Genomic DNA, 22277 nt, shown 5'->3' with positions numbered 1-22277 from the left:
TTGATATAACCGTTAGAAGCCGGCTTTGAACTTCGCCATTACGTGCCTGACAACGCTGTAATCCTGCAGCGAATCGCTGGACAGATCCTTGCCGTAGCCGGAGCGTTTCAGGCCGCCGTGCGGCATTTCGCTCGCCAAGGTGAAATGGGTGTTGATCCAGGTGCTGCCGTACTGCAGATGAGCGGCGATGTGCAGCGCCCGATCGATATTTTGCGTCCACACCGACGAGGCCAGGCCGTATTCCGAGTCGTTGGCCCACGCGACCGCCTGCTCCAGGTGTTCGAAGCGCGTGACGCTGACCACCGGGCCAAACACCTCGCGCTGCACGATCTCGTCGCTTTGCAGGCAGCCCGCCAGCAGGGTCGGCTGATAGTAGAATCCCGGCCCGGAGTGCGCCGCGGCGCCGGTGATCAATTCGATATGCGGTTGGCTGAGCGCCCGCTCGACAAAGCTGGCGACGCGATCGCGCTGGCGGCTGCTGATCAAGGGGCCGATCTCGTTGTCCTGATCGCGCTTGCGGGCGAAACGCAGGCTGGCGACCGCTTCGCCCAGCGCGTCCACCAGTTTGGGATAGATGCCCGCCTGCGCGTAGATGCGGCAGGCGGCGGTGCAGTCCTGGCCGGCGTTGTAATAGCCGTAGGTGCGAATGCCGTTGACCACCTCGTCGAGATCGGCGTCGTCGCAGACGATCACCGGCGCTTTGCCCCCCAGCTCCAGATGAGTGCGCTTGACGCTTTTGGCCGCCGCCTGGAGAATTTTTTGCCCGGTGACGATATCGCCGGTGACCGACACCAGCCGCACCTGCGGGTGCCCCACCAGCTGGCTGCCGACCCCTTCCCCGCCGCCGTAGACGATATTCAGCACGCCCGGCGGCAGGATCTCCTGCAGCGCCGGCACCAGCGCCAAAATGGTCAGCGGCGTGTGCTCGGACGGTTTGAACACCACGGTATTGCCCGCCGCCAACGCCGGCGCAATCTTCCACGCCGCCATCATCAGCGGATAGTTCCAGGGGGCGATCGAGGCCACCACGCCGATCGGATCGCGGCGGATCATCGAGGTGTGGCCCGGCACATACTCACCGGCCAGTTGCCCTTGCTGCGTACGCACCGCGCCGGCGAAGAAGCGGAACACGTCGACCGCCGCCGGCAGATCGTCATTGAGCGCCTGATGCAGCGGTTTGCCGCAGTTGAGGGCTTCCAGCTGCGCCAGCTGCGGCGCCTGCCGCTCGATGGCGTCGGCGATGCGCAGCAACAGCGTGGCACGCTGGGCCGGCGTAGTGCGCGACCAATGGCCAAACGCCTGCTGCGCGGCTTTCACCGCGCTGCCGACCTGCGCCGAAGAGGCTTCGGTAAGGGCGATCAGCGTCTCGCCGTTGGCCGGATTGACGATGCACTCCTGCTGGCCTTCGCCGTCGATAAGCTGACCGTTAATGAACTGCTGACAGGACAAACCTGAGAGAACCTGCACATCCGCCATCGCCTGACGCCCCTAAGTGACAAAAACGTTAACTAAATGTGAATAAGTTAGTTTTAATCAGCCTAAGCGAGCCTCTGGCGGGCAACAAATTCTAAATACTGAACGACGCGTTCGATTAAATCGAATGCTTAAGCCCGGCGGCGTGTTTGCTGCCGTTCTCGCGCGCGATGGTGAGGAACGGCGTCACCAGCTCCGGCCGCGCGCTGCCGCGCCGCCATGCCAACCCGATGTCCAGCGGCTCCAGCAAATCGTCCAGCTTGCGCGCCTCGATCATGTTGCCCTCCAGCGACCAGGCGCGGTACGCCATGTCCGGTTGGATGGAGACGCCCATCCCCGCCGCCACCAGGCTGCGCACCGCCTCGGTCGAGGCGGTCTTCATGGCGATCTCCGGCTTCAGCCCGGCGCGCGCCCAGATGCGCCGCGCGTGCACGTCCATTTCATCGGCGTTGAGCTGGATCAGCGGCTGTTTGGCCACGTCCGCCAGGCTGATGCTCTCGTGCTCCAGCAGCGGGTGCAGCGGCGGCAGCCACAGACGATACGGCGAGTGCATCAGCACCTCGGTCTGCAACGCGTCGCGGTCTTCGATATTCGACAAGATCAGCACGCCGATATCGATCTCGCCGCTGACCAGCAGATGCTCGATGTACGGACGTTCGTCTTCAACCACCTGCACGGTGACGTTGGGATAAGCCGATTTAAAGCGCGTGAGCAACTCCACCAGGAAGTAACCGGCCACCAGGCTGGTGACGCCGATGGTCAGCTTGCCGGTCAGGCTTTCGGTGCCGATCTGCAGGCTGCGCTTGGCGTTGTCCACCGTCGCCAGGATCAGATACGACTGGCGCAAAAATTGGTGCCCCTGATGGGTCAGCGTCATGCCCTTGGCGTGGCGATCGAACAGCCGCACGCCGATCTCGGTTTCCAGCTGCTGGATCGCCAGCGTCAGTGAAGACTGGGAAACAAACACCGCCTGGGCGCCGGCGGAGATCGACCCGGTTTCCGCCACGGCGATGAAGTGGCGGATTTGGCGTAATGTCATCATCCCCATCGCCTTTCAAGCCGCTGCGTTGTTGTCTGCGTTCGCTTACCCCAGTCACTTACTTGAGTAAGCTCCTGGGGATGCACGCCCTTGCCGCCTAGCCGCAACTTGAAATTCATTGGGGATCACCTTAATCAAAATAGTTACGTTGATTGTAGATCTCGCGAGAGAAGCGATCGGGAAAAGTATCAAAAACGCGATAGCGTTCGCTTTTTTAGAATGCCGACAGGCAAAAATGGGGGGAACAATGAGGCGAAGAAGTGCGATGTGCGGGGGACTGAAATGACAAGGGCGCAGCACGCTGCGCCCTGATGGCCGATGATCCTGCGGAGGCTCAGATCGCTTCTTCGTCCTGCTCGCCGGTACGGATGCGCACCACGCGCGCCACGTCGAAGACGAAGATTTTGCCGTCGCCGATCTTGCCGGTCTGCGCCGTCTGCATGATGGTTTCCACGCAGGTGTCGACGATGTCGTCGGCAACCACAATCTCGATCTTCACCTTAGGCAGAAAGTCGACCATGTATTCGGCGCCGCGGTACAGCTCGGTGTGGCCCTTCTGGCGGCCGAAGCCTTTCACTTCGGTGACCGTCATGCCGGTGATGCCCACTTCGGCCAGCGCTTCGCGGACGTCATCCAGTTTGAACGGCTTGATAATCGCGTCGATCTTTTTCATCTTCTTTCCTTTTACCAATTTTTGCGGCCAAAACCGGATGTGATGGGGTAGCGGCGGTCTTTGCCGAAGTTACGGGCGGTGATGCGCGGCCCGACGGCGGCCTGACGCCGCTTGTATTCGTTGATGTCCACCAGGCGGATCACCTTACGCACGATCGCTTCGTCGAACCCTTCGGCCACCAGATCGGCGACCGACTTGTCGCGCTCAACGTAGCCTTCCAGGATCGCATCCAGGATATCGTACGGCGGCAGGCTGTCCTGATCGACCTGATCCGGCGCCAGCTCGGCGGACGGCGGACGATCGATCACCCGCTGCGGGATCACGTAGGAGACGGTGTTACGGTATTCGGACAGCTTGAACACCAGCGTTTTCGGCACGTCTTTCAACACGTCGAAACCGCCGGCCATATCGCCGTACAGCGTGGCGTAACCGACCGCCATTTCGCTCTTGTTGCCGGTGGTCAGCACGATGCTGCGGCGTTTGTTGGACAGCGCCATCAGCACCACCCCGCGGCAACGCGCCTGCAGGTTTTCTTCGGTGGTGTCGCGCTCGGTGCCGGCGAACATCGGCGACAGCTGGCCCATAAAGGCGTCGAACATCGGTTCGATGGAGACGATATCGAACTCCACGCCGAGGATTTCCGCCTCTTCCTTGGCGTCGGCGATGCTGATATCCGCGGTGTAGCGGAATGGCATCATCAGCGCCTGCACCTTGTCTTTGCCCAACGCATCCACGGCGATCGCCAGCGTCAGCGCCGAGTCGATGCCGCCGGACAGCCCCAGCACCGCGCCTTTAAAGCCGTTTTTGGTCACGTAGTCGCGCACCGCCAGCACCAGCGCCTGATACACCTGCGCCAGCTGCGGCAGTTCGGCGGCCGGATCGGCCATCGGCACCACATCCAGCTCGTTGAATTCCAGGCGGGTCACCTGCTCGTCGAAAGCCGCCAGACGGTGTGTCATGGTGCCGGCGGCGTCGAAGACCTTGGAGCAGCCGTCGAAGATCAGCTCATCCTGGCCGCCGACCTGGTTGAGGTACACCAGCGGCAGCTGGGTGCGCTGGCAGTGGCCGGCCATCAGCGTTTTGCGGATATACGGTTTTTCGCGGTTATACGGCGAGGCGTTGATCGACAGGATAATCTCCGCGCCGGCCGCCTTGGCGGCGTCGATCGGCTCAGGGAACCACAGATCTTCGCAAATCAGCAGCCCCAGACGGTAGCCTTTCAGCGCCACCACGCAGGTGTCGTTGCCGGCGTGGAAATAGCGCTTCTCATCGAACACGCCGTAGTTCGGCAGCTGCTGCTTGAAGTAGCGGGTCAGCAGGCGGCCTTCGGCGAACAGCGACAGCGCGTTATACAGCTTGTCGCCTTCGCGCCACGGGTGGCCGACCAGGATCGCCGTCTCGGCGGAAGCCTGCTGCAGGCGCAGCAGCTGCGCATCACAGCGCTCATAGAAATCATTGCGATACAGCAGATCTTCCGGCGGGTAGCCGGACAGCGCCAGTTCGCTGAACATGACCAGATCGGCTCCCGCCTTCTGCTGCTCCTGCACGATTTGCAACATGCGTTCGGTGTTGCCTTCAATGTCGCCGACCAGCAGGTTCAGCTGGGCCAGGGCGATGGAAAGTGATCTGCTCATTTGTGTACGATCCCGCTTAATACGTTCCATGGTGCTCTACGCCGGGGCGCGCCGCGGCAAAGAGAACGGAGTGTAAATCATTCCGCCGGATTTGTTGAGAACCTGCGTGGCAGGCGCCGGCGGGAAACTGTCATTCTTTAAAATCGTTGGCGTCCAGCTCGTGGCGCGACAGCAATTTGTAAAACTCGGTGCGGTTGCGGCCCGCCATGCGCGCGGCCTGGGTCACGTTGCCCTTGGTGATCTGCAGCAGCTTGCGCAGGTAATGCAACTCGAACTGGTTGCGCGCTTCGGCGAAAGTCGGCAGTGCGGTGTTTTCCCCTTCCAGCGCCTGCTCCACCAACGCTTCGCTAATCACCGGCGCCGAGGTCAGCGCCACGCACTGCTCGATGACGTTGACCAGCTGACGCACGTTGCCCGGCCAACTGGCGGTCATCAGCCGCTTCATGGCGTCGGTCGAGAAGCTGCGCACGAACGGCTTGTGCCGCTGCGCCGCTTCGCGCAACAGGTGATTGGCCAGCAGCGGGATATCTTCGGCGCGCTCGTTGAGCGCCGGGATCTTCAGGTTCACCACGTTGAGGCGGTAGTAGAGATCCTCGCGAAACTCGTTCTTCGCCATCGCCTTTTGCAGATCGCGGTGGGTGGCGGAGATGATGCGCACGTCAATGTCCAGATCGCGATTGCTGCCGAGCGGCCGCACCTTGCGTTCCTGCAGCACGCGCAGCAGCTTCACCTGCAGCGACAGCGGCATATCGCCGATCTCGTCGAGGAACAGCGTGCCGCCCGCCGCCGCCTGGAACAGCCCTTCGCGGCTGCTGACCGCGCCGGTGAAGGCGCCCTTGGCGTGGCCGAACAGTTCGGACTCCAGCAGTTGCTCCGGCAGCGCGCCGCAGTTGATGGCGATGAACGCCTTACTGGCGCGCGGGCTGGCCGCGTGGATCGCCTGCGCCACCACCTCTTTACCGGTGCCGCTCTGGCCGTTGATCAACACGCTGACGTCTGACTGGGCCACCATTTTCACCTGCTCCAGCAGGCGCAGCATCAACGGACTGCGGGTAACGATGTCTTCCCGCCAGGCATCGTCGCCGGCCGGGCTGGCCGACAGCGCGAGCGCCTCGTCGATGGCCTTGTACAGCGCATCGCGATCCACCGGTTTGGTGAGAAAGCTGAACACCCCCTGCTGGGTGGCGGCCACCGCATCGGGAATCGAACCATGCGCGGTGAGAATGATCACCGGCATGCCCGGCTGATGTTTTTGGATCTCGGCGAACAGCGCCATGCCGTCCATCTCATCCATGCGCAGATCGCTGATCACCAGATCGATCTGTTCGCGCGCCAGCAGGCGCAGCGCTTCCTGGCCGCTTTCGGCGGTGGTGACGTGAAAACCTTCGCTGGTCAGGCGCATGCCCAGCAGCTTCAGCAGGCTGGGATCGTCGTCAACCAATAACAGGTTGGCCGGTTTGCGTGCGGTCATTGCGCGTGGGACTCCTTATTGGCGGGGTGCGGCGTATAGGTGTCTTCCGGTTCAACCGGCAGCGCAGTGCCCTTTTCCGGCTCGTCCTGCGGCTCAGCCCCTTTGGCGGCCGCGCCGTTTTTACCGGCGGCGTCGCCCTTTTGCGAGCTCGCGCCGCTGTCCGGTATTTCCCCTTGCAACTGCTTGCGCGATGAGAGCTGGCGCTCGATGTCGGTCAGGTTTTCCAGCTTGCGCGAGGTGTCCTGCAGCTGCGATTGCAAGCGCGCCTGGCTCTGGCGCAGCGAATCGATCTGGCTGTCGCTGCTCTCCTGCAGATGCTGATAACGCGCTTTCTCATCGAACAGCGTGATCTGCAGCATCTGCTGCTGGCGCCACAGCTGCGTCAGTGGACGCAGCGAGCCTGGGAACTCCATCCGGTAACTGTTGATCCTGTCGATCATCTGGCGGCGTTCGCCGGAGGTCGGCTGTGCGCTCCCCAGCAGGATGCTCTGTTTGAAAACGCCGGACCAGCTGTCGCCAGGCACCGTTTTCGCCAGCGCGCGCGCCTGGGTTGAGCCGATGCGATCGGCGCAGTCCATCGCGCGCAGCCAGTAGAGCGCGTTATCCAGCGCGTCCTTGTCGTCCAACTGCCACAGGGTATCGCAAGCCGCGGTGCGGTAATCGATCACCTTGGTATCCGGGATCGCCTCTTGCTGCTGAGCGCTCAGGCCGCCGCTGACGGCGCGATCGACGCAGCCCGCCAGCAACAGCGGCATAAAGAAAACGGCGCCCAACCAGCTGATCGGGCGTTTGCCGAGCGGCGCTCTGTGCGTGGCACGCGGTGAACGTTCGGTCTGTGAAAGACGAAGGCGCTTAGACCATGTGTACATTATTTATTCATTCTCGGCGGTTAACGGCAGTTCAATGCGGAAGCAGACGTCTGCACCGGCGACCGTCGCCAGTTGCAGCTCACCGCGCATGCGACGGATACAGTCCTGAGCGATGCTCAACCCCAGTCCGCTTCCTTTTACCGCCCCTTTTCGCTGGTGACTACCCTGGAAAAAAGGCTCGAAAATCATGGCTCTTTCAGCCTCGGGGATCGGCGTGCCGGTATTGGCGACGTCGATTTGCACCCGTTGTCCAACCTGACGGCTGCGGATCCAAATGTTACCGGATTCCTTGCCGTAGTGCACCGCATTGGAGTAGAGATTATCCAGCACGCGCATTAATAGCGTAGGCTCTGCCCAGCAGATTTCCGCCTCCAGCGCGATTTCGGTGGAAATCATCTTCGCCCGCGCCGGCAAACTGTGCGCGGCGACCACCAAATCGACCATCTCGCGCAGCTCGACGTTCTCGTGTTCCGCCGGGCCATCGGCCAGTTTGCGGTTATAATCCAGCAGCTGTTCAATCAGCTGCTGCAGGTGGCGACTGCTGTTGTCGAGGATCGCCACCACCTCTTTCTGATCGGAAGTCAGCGGCCCCGCCACCTCGTCGGCCAGCAGCTCGGTGCCTTCGCGCATGCTGGCCAGCGGCGTTTTCAACTCGTGCGAGATATGGCGCAAAAATTCGTGGCGCTGCGATTCCAGCCACGCCAACCGCTCGCTCAGCCAAATGATGCGCTGCGCCAGCGAACGCAGCTCGCGCGGCCCTTTGAACGATGCGGTGCTGCCCAGCGCACGCCCCTCCCCCAGGCGGTTGATCATCCGTTCCACGGCCTTGACCGGCCCGATGATCATGCGGGTAAACAGCACCACCAGCAGCACGCTGACCAGGAACAACAGCAGCGCCTGCCAGCCGAAGAACTGGCCGCGCTCGGCGATGGCTTGCTGCAGCTGCTGGCCGCGCGAGAACACCACCGCACGCGTGGCCTGCACCATTTCGGCGTTGGAACGGGAGAACGATTCGAGCAAGGCCGAAGCCTCTTGGTCCGGCCCGCTGTTATGGCATTTGATCGCCGCCAGCTGGGTCAGCAACTGACGCAGCGTTTGGTAGTAGCGCTCGTCCGGCAGAATCGGCGCATGGGCGTCCAGCATCTGCGAATACTGTTTGCGCTGGTTCTGGTACAGCTTCTGCAGCGTAGGATCGACCAGCACGCAGTACTGACGATAGCTGCGCTCCATCTCCAGCGCCACGCTGGTCATCGCCTCGCTGCGCCGCGCGTCCACCAGCGTGGTGCGGTTAATGTCCGCCGCCTGCGCGCTGAGGTGATCCAGGCTCTGGTAGGCTTGATAGGCCAGCACCAACAGCGGCAGCAGCACCAACAGGAAGGCCAGCAGCACCAATTGCCGCAGCGAACGGGGGAATAAACGCCATTTTTTCAACGAAATCATCTCATTCTCTCAGCTCTGTCACGATGCTAACTGACTCGCCGGAAAGAGAAAAGCCCGGCAGGGGAGAATCCTGAACGCACAAGGAAAAAGCGGCAGAATCGGCGAACCGCGCCCATAGGCCTGGCCTGCCGACGGCATGCGGCCCCGGTAACATCAACCGGTGCGAAAACGAGCGTGTGGGGATAGCGTCTGCGTTCGAGGACATAGGCAACGAAAGGGGCATAAGCGCAGCGTTGAGAATTGACATCGGGGCAAGAAACTTGCCCCAACGCAAGGAAAGTGTGGATGCCCTTAAACCTCGTCCCCAGGGTGATGTAGCACAGCGGCTGGCATCGAACAGGACGAATAGCATCCGTAAGTATCCAGGATTGATGAACCCTTCATCACAGTTGGATACAGGCGGTGCCTCACTCCACGTGTCGCCCGATGCTTGATAAAGCCGCTTGCACGGTCTGTTATCGGTTTGGTTGGACGATAGGCACCATTTCTTTGGCATCATTCGGAGGCTTATGAGGCGATTTGCCGTCTAATTACGGCGCCGTCATAAAAAGGTGAATGAGCAGCCGCCGAGAATAATGCACGTAGCGTGCCAATTTTGCAATAAAAATCATAACACATTGATTTTGTTTGAAAATAAAACAAAACAAGCAAATTCCCTCGTCCATTACGCGGTGATGAATGATGAAAAAAACGCCGTGCTGTCGCCAAATGCAGACAACTAAAGTCAAACCTGATTACCGACAATAAAATCAAACAGTTAAATGTCTCCATTTAGCGACACGAAAAATAGCGCCTGTCGCAAAATGCAGACACTGCCGCCAGACGGCGAACGCCGGCCATAAAAAAGGGCGCAATTGCTTGCGCCCTCTGTACGGTGGTGGCCGTTTTTAACCCAGTTGCTTACGGGCGTTGCGGAACATGCGCATCCACGGGCTGTCCTCGCCCCACTCTTCCGGGTGCCAGGAGTTGCTGACGGTGCGGAACACGCGTTCCGGGTGCGGCATCATTACCGTGGCGCGCCCGTTGGCGCTGGTCACGGCGGTAATGCCGTTCGGCGAACCGTTCGGGTTAGCAGGGTAAGCCTCCGTGACCTGACCGGCGTTGTTGACGAAACGCAGCGCCACCAGGCCATGGCTTTCCAGCGCCGCCAGATGCGCCGCATCGCGCACTTCAACGTGCCCTTCACCGTGGGAAACGGCGATCGGCATGCGCGAACCGGTCATACCTTGCATGAACAGCGACGGGCTGGCCGCCACTTCCACCAGGCTGAAGCGCGCCTCGAAGCGATCCGACAGGTTACGCACGAAGCGCGGCCAGTGTTCGGCGCCCGGGATCAGCTCGCGCAGGTTGGACATCATCTGGCAACCGTTGCATACGCCCAGCGCCAGCGTCTGCGGACGGTGGAAGAACGCTTCAAACTCGTCGCGCACCCGCTCGTTGAACAGGATAGACTTCGCCCAGCCTTCGCCGGCGCCCAGAACGTCGCCGTAAGAGAAGCCGCCGCAGGCCACCAGCGTGTGGAAGTCCTGCAGATCGCGGCGCCCGGTCAGCAGATCGCTCATGTGCACGTCCACGGCGTCAAAGCCGGCGCGGTGGAACGCCGCCGCCATTTCAACGTGGGAGTTCACCCCCTGCTCGCGCAGCACCGCCACTTTCGGGCGAGCGCCCTTGGCGATGTACGGCGCGGCGATGTCTTCCTGCGGCGCAAAGGTCAGTTTCACGTTCAGGCCGGGATCTTGTTCATCCTGCTTGGCCTGATGTTCCTGATCGGCGCACGCCGGGTTGTCGCGCAGACGCTGCATCTGCCAGGTGGTTTCCGCCCACCAGGTGCGCAGCGTATTGCGGCTTTCGCTGTACAGCGCCTTGCCGTGTTGGTTGATGACGAAACGATCGCCGGCCTGCGCGCTGCCGATGTGATGCACGTTGTCGGTCAGCCCGTGCTGCGCGAACGCCCGCTTCACGTCGTCAAGACGTTCGGCGCTCACCTGGATCACCGCGCCCAACTCTTCGTTGAACAGCACCGCCAGCGCATCGTCGCCGAGGCCATCGAGGTTAACCTCTACGCCGCAGTGACCGGCGAAGGCCATCTCCGCCAGCGTCACCAGCAGGCCGCCGTCGGCGCGATCGTGGTAAGCCAGCAGCGCGCGATCGGCTACCAGCTGCTGCATGGCGTTGAAGAAGCCCGCCAGCTGCGCGACGTTGCGCACGTCGGCCGGTTTGTCGCCCAGTTGGCGATAAACCTGCGCCAGCGCGGTGGCGCCCAGCGCGTTATGCCCGTTGCCCAGGTCGATCAACAGCAGCGCGCTGTCGCCCTTATCGGTGCGCAATTGCGGCGTCACGGTATGGCGCACGTCTTCCACACGGGCGAAGGCGGTGATGACCAGCGACAGCGGCGAGGTCATTTCACGTTGCTCATTGCCTTCCTGCCAGCGGGTTTTCATCGACATGGAGTCTTTACCCACCGGAATGGTGATGCCCAGCGCCGGGCACAGTTCTTCACCCACCGCTTTTACCGCCTCGTACAGGCCGGCGTCTTCACCCGGGTGGCCTGCGGCGGCCATCCAGTTGGCGGACAGCTTCACGCGCTTCAGGCTGCCAATTTCCGTGGCGGCCAGGTTGGTCAGCGCTTCCCCGACCGCCAGGCGGCCGGAAGCGGCGAAGTCCAGCAGCGCCACCGGCGCGCGTTCGCCGAGCGACATCGCCTCGCCGTAATAACTGTCCAGGCTGGCGGTGGTGACCGCGCAGTCGGCCACCGGGATCTGCCACGGGCCGACCATTTGGTCGCGCGCCACCATGCCGGTGACGGTGCGGTCGCCGATGGTGATCAGGAAGGTTTTCTCCGCGACGGCCGGCAGATGCAGCACGCGCTTCACCGCGTCAGCCAGCGTGATGTTCTCACGCTGCACCGCCTGGCCCTGCGCCTGCAGACGGGTCACGTCGCGGGTCATCTTCGGCGTTTTGCCGAGCAGCACGTCCAGCGGCATGTCGATCGGTTGGTTGTCGAAGTGGCGGTCGTTCAGCGTCAGGTGCTGTTCTTCGGTCGCTTCGCCGATCACCGCGTAAGGCGCGCGCTCGCGGCGGCAGATCTCATCGAACTGCGCCATCTGCGCCGGGGCGATCGCCATCACGTAACGTTCCTGCGATTCGTTGCACCACACTTCCAGCGGGCTCATGCCCGGCTCGTCGTTGAGGATGTCGCGCAGCTCGAAGCGGCCGCCGCGGCCGCCGTCGCTCACCAGTTCCGGCATGGCGTTGGACAGGCCGCCGGCGCCGACGTCATGGATAAACAGGATCGGGTTCTGGTCACCCAACTGCCAGCAGCGGTCGATCACTTCCTGACAGCGGCGTTCCATTTCCGGGTTGTCGCGCTGCACCGACGCGAAGTCCAGATCGGCATCGGACTGGCCTGACGCCATCGATGACGCCGCGCCGCCGCCCAGGCCGATATTCATCGCCGGGCCGCCCAGCACCACCAGCTTGGCGCCGACGGTGATTTCCCCTTTCTGGACGTGATCGGCGCGGATGTTGCCGATGCCGCCCGCCAGCATGATCGGTTTGTGGTAGCCGCGCAGCTCGACGCCGTTATGGCTGTTGACGCGCTCTTCATAGGTGCGGAAGTAGCCCAGCAGCGCCGGACGGCCGAATTCGTTGTTGAACGCCGCGCCGCCCAGCGGGCCTTCGGTCATGATATCCAGCGCGGTGACGATGCGTTCCGGTTTGCCGAAGTCCTGCTCCCACGGCTGTTCAAAGCCGGGAATGCGCAGGTTGGACACCGAGAAGCCCACCAGGCCGGCCTTCGGCTTGGCGCCGCGGCCGGTGGCGCCCTCGTCGCGGATCTCGCCGCCGGAGCCGGTCGCGGCGCCCGGCCACGGCGAGATCGCCGTCGGGTGGTTGTGAGTTTCCACCTTCATCAGGATGTGCGCGTCTTCCTGATGGTAATCGTACGTGCCGTTGTCCGGCGCGGCGAAGAAGCGGCCGACCTGCGAGCCTTCCATCACGGCGGCGTTGTCTTTATACGCCGACAGCACGTAGTCCGGCGTCTGCTCATAGGTGTTCTTGATCATTTTGAACAGCGATTTAGGCTGCTGTTCGCCGTCGATGATCCAGTCGGCGTTGAAAATCTTGTGGCGGCAATGCTCGGAGTTGGCCTGCGCGAACATATAGAGTTCGATATCCGTCGGGTTGCGCCCCAAACCGGTAAAGGCATTCAGCAGGTAGTCGATCTCGTCCTGCGCCAGCGCCAGGCCGAGCCGGACGTTGGCCTGCTCCAGCGCAGCGCGCCCTGCGCCCAGCACGTCGACCGACTGATACGGCGCCGGCTGATGGTGCGCGAACAGCTGTTCGGCCTGTTGCAGCTCGCTGAAGACGGTTTCCATCATGCGATCGTGCAACAGCGCGGCGAGTTGGCGCCATTGGGTTTCCGTCAGCTCGGGCGCCTTGACGTAGAACGCCAGGCCGCGCTCCAACCGCAGCACCTGCTGCAAACCGCAGTTGTGGGCGATGTCGGTGGCTTTGGAAGACCAGGGAGAAATGGTGCCCGGGCGCGGCGTAACCAGCAGCAGCCGGCCTTCGGGAGCGTGTTCGGCGAGAGAAGGACCGTACTTGAGCAGACGCTGAAGCTTGGCGTGTTCTTCGGCACTTAGCGGTGCGCTGACATCGGCAAAGTGGACGTACTCGGCGTAGATATCACTGACGGGCAGGTGAGCGTCCTGGCAGCGGGACAGCAGTTTGGTAATGCGAAAAGCCGATAAAGCGGGCGAACCACGCAGAATTTCCATAATCAAAGTTCTCTCGTCTTCGAAGCGACGGATAAGACGCTTCATTGGGCGCAACAGGGGAAAACGCGCGTCATTATAGAGAATCCTCGCCGCCGACGAAACCGTTTGCGTAGGGATTATTGATAAAAGCATGCCGCACCGTCGAATTGTCATAACGTGTCAATAAAGTTGCACACTGGCGTTTTGTTGCGCAAAATGCCCCCCGCACTGGTGATTTAACCATGAGAAAAGTCGCGGTTGTCGTCGCCGGTGTACCTGTGCCACCACTGGATAACTATTTGAAACGTCTTAAAATAAACTACATCCTCATCGGCGTTGTCACCCTGCTTCTGGCTCTCGCGCTGTGGCCCAATATCACCTGGCGCAGCGGCCAGGGCGGGCAACTCCAGGAGATCATTTCCCGCGGCGAGTTGCGCATCAGCACGCTGAATTCACCGCTGACCTATTTCAACACCAAGCAAGGGCCGGGTGGGCTCGACTACGAACTGGCCAAGCGCTTCGCCAACTACCTCGGGGTGAAGCTGGTGGTGATCCCCCATCAGAACATCAATGACCTGTTCGACGATCTGGACGACGACGACGCCGACCTGCTGGCGGCGGGCCTTATCTACAACCAGGAACGCCTCAGCCGTGCGCGCACCGGCCCGGCCTACTATTCTGTTTCCCAACAGCTGGTGTACCGGCTGGGAACCCCGCGGCCGAAAAGCTTCGCCGACATCAAAGGCAAGCTGGCGGTCGCCTCCGGTTCCGCGCACGTCAGCACGCTAAAACAGCTCAAGCAGGATAAATACCCGGATCTCGCCTGGGAGTCCTCCAGCGATCTCACCTCCAAAGAGCTGCTGGAACGGGTGGCCGACGGCAAGCTGGACTACACCCTCGGCGATTCGGTGACCATCGCGCTGCTGCAGCGCATCCATCCGCAGCTGGCGGTGGCGTTCGACGTCACCGACGAAGAGCCGGTCACCTGGTATCTGAAACGCGACGGCGACGACAGTCTGTACGCGGCGATGCTGGATTTCTACAGCCAGATGGTGGACGACGGCACCCTGGCGCGGCTGGAAGAGAAGTACCTCGGCCACGTCGGCAGTTTCGACTATGTGGACACCAAAACCTTCCTGTCGGCCATCGACTCGGTGCTGCCCAACTTCCGCCCGCTGTTCGAGAAGCACGCCAACGAGATCGACTGGAAGCTGCTGGCGGCCATCGCCTATCAGGAATCGCACTGGAATCCGCAGGCCACCTCCCCCACCGGCGTGCGCGGCCTGATGATGCTGACCCGCGCCACCGCCGACGGCCTGGGGGTCAACGACCGCCTCGATCCGGAAGAGAGCATTCAGGGCGGCGCGCTCTACCTGCAGCGGCTGATGGCCAAGGTGCCGGACAGCGTGCCGGAAGACGAGCGTATCTGGTTCTCGCTGGCGGCCTACAACATGGGCTGGGGCCACATGCTGGACGCGCGCAAGCTGACCAAGACGCAAAAAGGCAACCCGGACAGCTGGGTCGACGTCAAACAACGCCTGCCGATGCTCAGCCAAAAGCGCTACTACCCGCAGTTGACCTACGGCTATGCGCGCGGGCGTGAAGCCTACAACTATGTAGAAAATATCCGCCGCTATCAGGTCAGCCTGGTGGGCTATCTGCAGGAAAAAGAGAGAAAGGCGGCGCAAGCGGCCGCCGAGCAGGAGGCGTTGGGGCAAGGCTATCCGACGGTGATGCCGGAACTGGCGCTCAACTACTGATTATTCCGGCTTATCCGCCGCCCGCTGCGCCAGCCTGAGCGCTTTTTTTTGTTCGCGGCGCAGGCGGAAGAAATTGCTCAGGGTGGCGGCGCATTCGTCCGCCAACACGCCCGAGACGATCTCCACCTGATGGTTCATGCCCGGATGGCGAAGAATGTCCACCAGCGAACCGGCCGCGCCGGTTTTCTCGTCGGCGGCGCCATACACCAACCGGCGGATACGGCTGTGCACCATCGCGCCGGCGCACATCACGCAGGGCTCCAGCGTGACGTACAGCGTGGCGTTCAACAAGCGGTAGTTTTGCAGCACCGCGCCGCCCTGGCGCAGCGCCATGATCTCGGCGTGCGCGGTAGGATCGTGTCGGCCGATCGGGCGGTTCCAGCCCTCGCCGATGACCTGATTGTCCAGCACCAGCAGCGCACCCACCGGCACCTCGCCCTCTTCCTGCGCGCGCAGGGCCAGCTGCAATGCCTGACGCATCCAGTACTCATCGTTATATTCAGTCATCGCATAATTCCTCGTGCGCTTTTGCGGCGGGCATTATACACACTAGCCTCCCTTTGTCGTAGCCGCCCGCCAATGGCTATACTGGCCGAATCAGCATGTGATTCAGGGACAAGAAGCATGAAACTCAGTAAAAAGAACGCCGTCGTGGTGCGCAAGGCGCTGGACGGCTGGGTTGGGGAAGGCGCCATGACGCCCGAACAACGGCAGCAGTTGCTGCTGCATGTGGACGTACAACCTTTCGACTGGCGGCGGCTGGCGCGCTATGCGTTTCTCGCCGCGCTGGCCTCGCTGCTGATCGCCGTCACCAGCCTGTTCGCCGACAGCGCACTGCTTGCATGGCTGAGCGAACTGTTCCGCTTCGACGCGCCGGTACGCATGGCGATCGCCGGGGTGTTGGCGGCGCTGGCCTACGTCTGGGCGCTGCGCCGCCGCCAACGGCACCCGGAAAAACGCTACGGCAACGAGGCGGCATTGTTTGTCGCCGTGTTGCTTACCGCCTGCGCCTTATGGCAGTTGGGGGTCTGGCTGGATAACGGCAGCGGCCGGGTTTCCGTACTGCTGCTGGTCGCCGCGCTGCTGTACGGCGCGATCGGCTGGTTCAGCCGCTCCGGGCTGGTGTGGTGGTTCGCCCTGCTGTCGCTCGGCAATGCCTTCGGCGCAGAGACCGGCTACCTGTCCGGCTGGGGCGCCTACTGGCTCGGCATGAGCTACCCGATTCGCTTTATCGCCTTCGGCGCGGTGCTGATCGCCGCCGCATTGCTGCTGCGGCCGCTATTGGCGCAGCGCGGCCTGCAGCGGGTGTCGCTGGCGATGGGCCTGCTGTACCTGTTCATCGCGCTGTGGCTGCTGTCCATCTTCGGCAACTACGGCGATCTCGACAGCTGGTACCGCGCGCGCCAGATTGAGCTGTTCCACTGGAGCCTGCTGTTCGGGCTGGCCGCCTTCGCCGCCATCTGGCTGGGGTTGAAGCATGACGACGCCATGCTGCGCGGTTTCGGGCTGACCTTCCTCGGCATCAACCTGTACACCCGCCTGTTCGAGTTCTTCTGGGACAGCATGCCGAAGACGATTTTCTTCGCGCTGCTCGGCCTGAGCCTGTGGGCGCTGGGGCATTATGCGGAGAAGATTTGGCAGCTCGGACGCAAACCGCACGACGTAACCGACGACTGATCGCGGCAGCGGTAACAGCAAAGGGCGGAATTCTCCGCCCTTTGTTTATTCCAGCTGCTGCAGCTCGCCCTGCTTGCTTACCCGCCAACGGTGCTCGCAAAAAAACAGCAGCGGATTGTCCTGCTTGCTGTCGCTGTAACCGCTGTAAAGCTTCAGCGGCGCGCCGAGCCGCTGTTCCAACTGCACCACTTTTTGTACGCCCAGACAGCGCAAGGTCAGCACCCAACCGCCGCAGCGTCGCGTGATGCGGCTGCCGATCAACCGCACCCGCGGCAGAAACGCCGAATCCCGATACACCTGCGCCACCAGTTGCTCCGGCGAGCCGGTAATCAGCCACACCTCGGCATCGTGTTCATCCAAATACTGCCGCAGCCGCATTTGCACCACCGGAAACGCGGTCACCTTCTGGCGGAAAGCCTCGATAAACTGCCGCTCCAGCGCCTTCAGCGTCGCTTCGGAGCGCCCGAAAGTGATCGCCCACAGCAGCAGGCTCATCGGCCAACGCGCGGCGCGCCCCAGCAGCAGCAGCGCCAACCCGATCGGCGGCAGCAGCGGTATCACCAGCAACAGGTTCAGCGGTAAGCGGCGCAGCAGAAAGCGCAAGAAACTGCCGAACATATCCTCCTGATGCAGGGTGCCGTCCAGATCAAAAAAGACCACGCGGCGCCCCTCTGCGGCCGGTTGTTGCTGCTTGTCGCTCAAACGCTACTCCTCGGGATCGTTGAACCCCATCATCCAGGTGAAGAGAAAACCGGCGATAATCGTAATCAACATCCCCGCCAGATACAGCATCACCTTACCTGAGACGATGGTCAACGCCAAAGGCAGCCCCGAAATGCCGAAGGTGATGACCGTCGCCACCTTCCAGTAGCTGATTAACGCGCCGCCGACCGCGCCGCCGAGGCAGGCGCCGATAAACGGCCGGCCCAGCGGCAGCGTCACCCCGAAGATCAGCGGCTCGCCGATGCCGAGAATGCCGACCGGCAATGCCCCTTTGATCACCTGCTTCAGCCGCGCGTTGCGGGTTTTCAACAGCACCGCCAGCGCCGCCCCCACCTGCCCGACGCCGGCCATCGCCAGGATCGGCAACAGCGGGTTGGAACCGTGCGCCTGCACCAGCTCGACGTGGATCGGCACCAGCCCCTGATGCAGGCCGGAGAGCACCAGCGGCAGGAACAGCCCCGAGAGCAGCGCCCCCACCAGCAGCCCGCCCTTGTCGATCGCCAGATTGGCGCCGTGGGCGATGGCATCGGAAATATAACCCCCGATCGGCTGCAGGATCAGGATCGCCAATGAGGCGGTGACCAGCGTGGTCAGCAGCGGGTTAAGGATCAGTTCGACCGACTCCGGCAACAGCGTGCGCAGGCGTTTCTCCACCCAGCACATCAACGCCACCACCAGCAGTACGGCGATCACCCCGCCGCGCCCCGGCTGCAGCGCCTCGCCGAACAGGGTGATCTGCGCCAGCGCCGGGCTGGAGAGAATGCCGGCCATCACGCCGCCCATCGCCTGTGAGCCGCCGAACACCCGCGCGGCGTTCACCCCGACCAGAATGTTCATGATGGCGAACACCGCGCTGCCGAAGATCGCCAACAGCCCCAGCGCGTTCGGGTAGTCCAACGCCAACTGTCCGGCGATGTCGGGCCGTTTCAGCAGGTTGATGATGCCGGTGATCAGCCCCGAGGCGATAAACGCCGGGATCAGCGGAATAAAAACGTCGGCCAGCTTTTTCAGCGCGCCGCTCATCGGCGCCGCGTATTTCTGTTTGGCCTGCGCCTTGATGCGGGCGGCGTCACCAACGGCGGGCTGCGCGCTGCCGCTCAGCAAAGCGCGCATGGCGTCCACCACCTTGGCGGCGGCGCCCGGGCCGACGATAAACTGATGCTGCTCACCCTGTTTGATATAGCCCTTCACGCCGGGCAACTGCTTGAGAGCGGCCAGATCCAGACGCTGCTCGTCGCTGACTTCGACGCGCACCCGCGTCATGCAGTTCTCCAGTTTGAGGATATTGCCCTCGCCCCCCACGCCCGCCAGGATCTGTGTCGCCAATGCCGTTGTCTTGTCCATCGCCGCCCCCACCGTGAATTAACGCGCCAGCGCCGCGCGCAGGTAGCCGTCGTGCCGCTGCAGCCGCTGCTGCGCCTCTTCGGCGCTGACGCCGGCCAAAAGCATCAGGATCGCCGGTTTGACCTCAAAGCCGGTCTGCGCCAGCGCCGCTTCCGCCTGAGCGCGTTCGGCGCCGGTGGCCTCCACCACGATGCGGCAGGCGCGATCCACCAGTTTGACGTTGGTGGCCTTCACGTCCACCATCAGGTTCTGGTAGACCTTGCCCAGTTTGACCATCGCGCCGGTCGACAGCATGTTGAGCACCAGTTTCTGCGCAGTGCCGGATTTCAGGCGCGTCGAACCGGTCAGCGCCTCCGGCCCCACCACCGGCGAAATCGCCACCTGCGCTTCGTGCGCAATCGGCGAATCCGGGTTGCAGGAGATGGCCGCTGTCGGGCAGCCCAGTCCGCGCGCATAGCGCAGTGCGCCGATCACGTAGGGCGTGCGCCCCGAGGCCGCCAACCCCACCACCATATCGACGGCGGTCAGGTTCAGCGCCCGGAGATCGGCCTCGCCCAGGGCTGCGTCATCTTCCGCCCCCTCCACCGCTTTGAGCAGCGCACCCGGCCCGCCGGCGATTAGCCCCACCACCACACCGTGCGGCACACCGAAGGTCGGCGGGCACTCGGAGGCATCCAATACGCCCAGGCGCCCGCTGGTGCCAGCGCCCAAATAAATCAGCCGCCCGCCGGCCTTCAGCGCCACCGCGGCCAAATCGACCGCCTGCGCGATCGCCGGCAGCACCTTTTCAATCGCCTCCGGCACCTTGCGATCTTCCTGGTTAAAGCAGCGGACCATGTCCAGCGTCGACATTTCATCCAGCCCCATGGTGGCCGGGTTGCGGGTTTCCGATACCAGTGCGCCTAAGTTCATCTGTTCACCTTTGAATTTTTAATTCACAAAAATTAATCAATATTTGAATATTTTATTCAACAAAGCGAGCGCTATTTGCTATTTTAACGGTGAGCTCACAAAAATTTTCACCGCGCGTTTTCGCCCTCTGCATGGCAAAATGGCCGCTGGTTTCCAGGGAAAGAACAATGAGTACCCTTCTGCGCATTCGCCAGATGTATCCGACACTGGCGCACAACGACCGCAAGCTGGCGGACTTTCTGCTGAATAACGCCGAGCAGGCGCGCCATCTCAGCTCGCAAAAGCTGGCCCACCTGGCCGGCATCAGCCAGTCGAGCGTGGTGAAGTTCGCCCAAAAACTGGGCTATAAAGGTTTCCCGGCGCTGAAGCTGGCGCTGAGCGAGACGCTGGCTCAGCCACAGGCCGAACCGGTAGTGACCGTTCACAACCACATCCTCAGCAGCGACACGCTGAAAACCGTCGGTGAAAAGCTGCTGGCGGAAAAGCAGGCGGCGCTGCGCGCGACGCTGGACATCAACAGCGAAGAACGGCTGCATCAGGCGCTGGACATGCTGCGCCAGGCGCGCCGGGTGATGCTGATAGGCATCGGCGCCTCCGGGCTGGTGGCCAAGGATTTTTCCTTCAAGCTGCTGAAAATCGGCGTGATGGCGGTGGCCGAAGCGGACATGCACGTCCAGTTGGCGGCGGTGCAGGCGCTGGACAAGCGCGATCTGCTGCTGGCTATCTCCTTTAGCGGCGAACGGCGTGAAATCAATCTGGCGGCGGAAGAGGCGCGCCAGGCCGGCGCCAGGGTGCTGGCGCTGACCAGCTTCTCGCCCAATGGTCTGCAGCAGCGCGCGGACCACTGCCTCTATACCATCGCCGAAGAGCCCCATACCCGCAGCGCGGCCATCTCCTCCAGCACGGCCCAGTTCGCCCTCACCGACCTGTTGTTTATGGCCCTGATCCAGCACGATCTCGATCATGCCCGCGATCGCATCAAGCACAGCGAACAGTTAATGAAAAAGTTGGTTTAACCGGTATAATCGCCGCTGCGAAAATACCCCTGTTAATAATGAGAGATACGTCATGGCCCTGCTAATCACACGCAAATGCATCAACTGCGACATGTGCGAGCCGGAATGCCCGAACCAGGCAATTTCGATGGGTGATGACATTTACCAAATCGATACCGATCGCTGCACCGAGTGCGTCGGCCATTACGATACGCCGACCTGTCAGCAGGTTTGCCCTATCGACAACACCATCATCACCGATCCGCAGCATCGCGAGACTAATGAGCAGCTGTGGGACAAGTTCGTGGTGTTGCACCACGCCGATCGCATTTAATCGCCGCAGGACTGACAAGGGCGCCACAGGCGCCCTTTCTCTTTTCAGCTTTCGACGATCACCGTCGCGCAGGCATAACGCCGTTCGTCGGCCAGCGAAACGTGGATCGCGGTGACCCCCATCTCCCCCGCCAGTTCGGCGGCGCGACCGTGCAAACGAATATTCGGCTTGCCCAGCGCATCGTTGAACACTTCGAACTGGTTGAACGCCAGGCCGTTGCGAATGCCGGTGCCGAACGCCTTGGCGGCGGCCTCTTTCACCGCGAAACGTTTGGCCAGAAAGCGGATCGGCTGCTGGTGCTGCTGATACAGCGCCCACTCGGCGTCGCTCAGCACCCGGCGCGCCAGACGATCGCCGCTGCGCTCCACCACCGCTTCGATACGCGCCATCTCGACGATGTCGGTACCCAGCCCGAGCACCGCCATTACCGGCGCGCTTCCCGCATCAACACTTTCATGTCGGCAACCGCGGTCGGCAGCCCGCTCATCACCGCCTGGCCGATAATCGCATGGCCGATGTTGAGCTCGTGCATTTCCGGCAGCGCGGCGATCGGCTGCACGTTATGGTAGGTCAGGCCGTGGCCGGCGTTGACCTTCAGCCCCTTCTCGGCCGCGTAGGCGGCGGCTACCGCGATGCGGCGCAGCTCGGCCTGTACCGCCAGCTCGCCCTGCGCTTCCGCGTAGGCGCCGGTGTGGATTTCGATGTAAGGGGCGCCCACCGCCACCGCCGCGTCGATCTGGCGATGATCGGGATCGATGAACAGCGAAACCAGAATGCCCGCCTGCGCCAGGCGCTCAACCGCCACGCTCATTTTGTCCAGCTGGCCGGCGACGTCCAGGCCGCCTTCGGTGGTCACTTCCTCGCGTTTTTCCGGCACCAGGCAGCAGAAATGCGGCTGCAGCTCAATGGCGATGTCCAGCATCTCGTCGGTCACCGCCATCTCCAGGTTCATGCGCGTCTGGATGGTCTGGCGCAACAAGCGCACGTCGCGGTCGGTGATATGGCGGCGATCTTCGCGCAGATGCACGGTAATGCCGTCGGCCCCCGCCTGTTCGGCAATGAATGCCGCCTGAACCGGATCCGGGTATTGGGTTCCGCGCGCGTTACGTAACGTGGCGATGTGATCGATATTGACGCCCAGCAGCAAATCAGCCATGACAACCTCTAAATACGATT

General features: G+C 62.4%; 18 protein-coding genes. 4 read left to right on the top strand and 14 right to left on the bottom strand.

The genetic code is table 11. The features are described from left to right. Window positions 1–12: 12 nt before the first annotated feature. The 8 genes from CRO23_RS05325 to purL all read right to left on the bottom strand — a co-directional run bounded on the left by CRO23_RS05325 (window position 13) and on the right by purL (window position 13377). A complete protein-coding gene (locus CRO23_RS05325; RefSeq protein ID WP_016929778.1) occupies window positions 13–1476 on the bottom strand; it encodes a gamma-aminobutyraldehyde dehydrogenase in 1464 nt (487 codons plus the stop codon). A gap of 115 nt (window positions 1477–1591) precedes the next feature. After that, window positions 1592–2515 (bottom strand): LysR substrate-binding domain-containing protein, encoded by a 924-nt coding sequence (locus tag CRO23_RS05320; RefSeq protein ID WP_015378793.1) that lies wholly within the window; start codon window positions 2513–2515, stop codon window positions 1592–1594. A gap of 331 nt (window positions 2516–2846) precedes the next feature. Then, the gene (gene glnB, locus CRO23_RS05310) at window positions 2847–3185 is read right to left on the bottom strand and encodes a nitrogen regulatory protein P-II (RefSeq protein ID WP_004847623.1); all 339 of its coding nucleotides are present in this window, start codon (window positions 3183–3185) and stop codon (window positions 2847–2849) included. Window positions 3186–3196: 11 nt separating this feature from the next. Further along, on the bottom strand, window positions 3197–4819 hold the full coding sequence (locus CRO23_RS05305; RefSeq protein WP_016929779.1) for an NAD+ synthase: 1623 nt from the start codon (window positions 4817–4819) through the stop codon (window positions 3197–3199). Between the two features lie 130 nt (window positions 4820–4949). After that, window positions 4950–6290 (bottom strand): two-component system response regulator GlrR, encoded by a 1341-nt coding sequence (gene glrR, locus CRO23_RS05300; RefSeq protein ID WP_004941361.1) that lies wholly within the window; start codon window positions 6288–6290, stop codon window positions 4950–4952. Next, window positions 6287–7159, bottom strand: a complete 873-nt coding sequence (gene qseG / locus CRO23_RS05295) for a two-component system QseEF-associated lipoprotein QseG (protein WP_097101509.1) — start codon at window positions 7157–7159, stop codon at window positions 6287–6289. Before qseG ends, glrR begins: the two co-directional genes overlap by 4 nt. 3 nt (window positions 7160–7162) lie before the next feature. Next, window positions 7163–8599: a sensor histidine kinase gene (locus tag CRO23_RS05290; protein WP_004941357.1), complete on the bottom strand. Its 1437-nt coding sequence runs from the start codon at window positions 8597–8599 to the stop codon at window positions 7163–7165. Window positions 8600–9486: 887 nt separating this feature from the next. Next, window positions 9487–13377 (bottom strand): phosphoribosylformylglycinamidine synthase, encoded by a 3891-nt coding sequence (purL, locus tag CRO23_RS05285; protein ID WP_097101506.1) that lies wholly within the window; start codon window positions 13375–13377, stop codon window positions 9487–9489. A gap of 278 nt (window positions 13378–13655) precedes the next feature. On the opposite strand from purL, the gene mltF reads away from it, so the two are divergent. Next, window positions 13656–15116 (top strand): membrane-bound lytic murein transglycosylase MltF, encoded by a 1461-nt coding sequence (mltF, locus tag CRO23_RS05280; RefSeq protein WP_016929782.1) that lies wholly within the window; start codon window positions 13656–13658, stop codon window positions 15114–15116. Here the strand turns inward: mltF and tadA are convergent, their stop codons facing one another. Next, window positions 15117–15623, bottom strand: a complete 507-nt coding sequence (tadA, locus tag CRO23_RS05275) for a tRNA adenosine(34) deaminase TadA (protein WP_015378796.1) — start codon at window positions 15621–15623, stop codon at window positions 15117–15119. Window positions 15624–15740: 117 nt separating this feature from the next. Between tadA and CRO23_RS05270 the strand changes: the two genes are divergently transcribed. Further along, complete coding sequence (locus CRO23_RS05270) at window positions 15741–16793, top strand: DUF2157 domain-containing protein (protein WP_049299987.1); 1053 nt, start codon at window positions 15741–15743, stop codon at window positions 16791–16793. Window positions 16794–16838: 45 nt separating this feature from the next. Here the strand turns inward: CRO23_RS05270 and yfhb are convergent, their stop codons facing one another. From yfhb to murQ, 3 genes are read right to left on the bottom strand one after another with little or no spacing between them, the layout of a single operon-like run. Beyond that, window positions 16839–17495 (bottom strand): phosphatidylglycerophosphatase C, encoded by a 657-nt coding sequence (gene yfhb / locus CRO23_RS05265; RefSeq protein ID WP_016929785.1) that lies wholly within the window; start codon window positions 17493–17495, stop codon window positions 16839–16841. 3 nt (window positions 17496–17498) lie between these two features. Then, a complete protein-coding gene (locus CRO23_RS05260) occupies window positions 17499–18860 on the bottom strand; it encodes a PTS transporter subunit EIIC (protein ID WP_097101504.1) in 1362 nt (453 codons plus the stop codon). Between the two features lie 18 nt (window positions 18861–18878). Beyond that, entirely contained in the window at window positions 18879–19772 is an 894-nt protein-coding gene (gene murQ / locus CRO23_RS05255; protein WP_097101502.1) for an N-acetylmuramic acid 6-phosphate etherase, read from the bottom strand. Window positions 19773–19939: 167 nt separating this feature from the next. Between murQ and CRO23_RS05250 the strand changes: the two genes are divergently transcribed. Continuing rightward, entirely contained in the window at window positions 19940–20788 is an 849-nt protein-coding gene (locus CRO23_RS05250) for a MurR/RpiR family transcriptional regulator (protein WP_097101499.1), read from the top strand. 52 nt (window positions 20789–20840) lie between these two features. Next, window positions 20841–21101, top strand: a complete 261-nt coding sequence (locus CRO23_RS05245; RefSeq protein ID WP_016929789.1) for a YfhL family 4Fe-4S dicluster ferredoxin — start codon at window positions 20841–20843, stop codon at window positions 21099–21101. Between the two features lie 44 nt (window positions 21102–21145). On the opposite strand, the gene acpS is transcribed toward CRO23_RS05245, so the two are convergent. Beyond that, on the bottom strand, window positions 21146–21526 hold the full coding sequence (acpS, locus tag CRO23_RS05240; protein WP_004929169.1) for a holo-ACP synthase: 381 nt from the start codon (window positions 21524–21526) through the stop codon (window positions 21146–21148). Then, window positions 21526–22257: a pyridoxine 5'-phosphate synthase gene (gene pdxJ / locus CRO23_RS05235; protein ID WP_097101497.1), complete on the bottom strand. Its 732-nt coding sequence runs from the start codon at window positions 22255–22257 to the stop codon at window positions 21526–21528. Before pdxJ ends, acpS begins: the two co-directional genes overlap by 1 nt. Window positions 22258–22277: the final 20 nt, after the last annotated feature.

The organism is Serratia sp. JKS296 (assembly GCF_900215445.1).
GTDB classification, from domain to species: Bacteria; Pseudomonadota; Gammaproteobacteria; order Enterobacterales; family Enterobacteriaceae; genus Serratia; species Serratia marcescens.
Note: the sequence above shows the minus strand (reverse complement) of the source record. Positions and strands in the feature narration are given on the sequence as shown.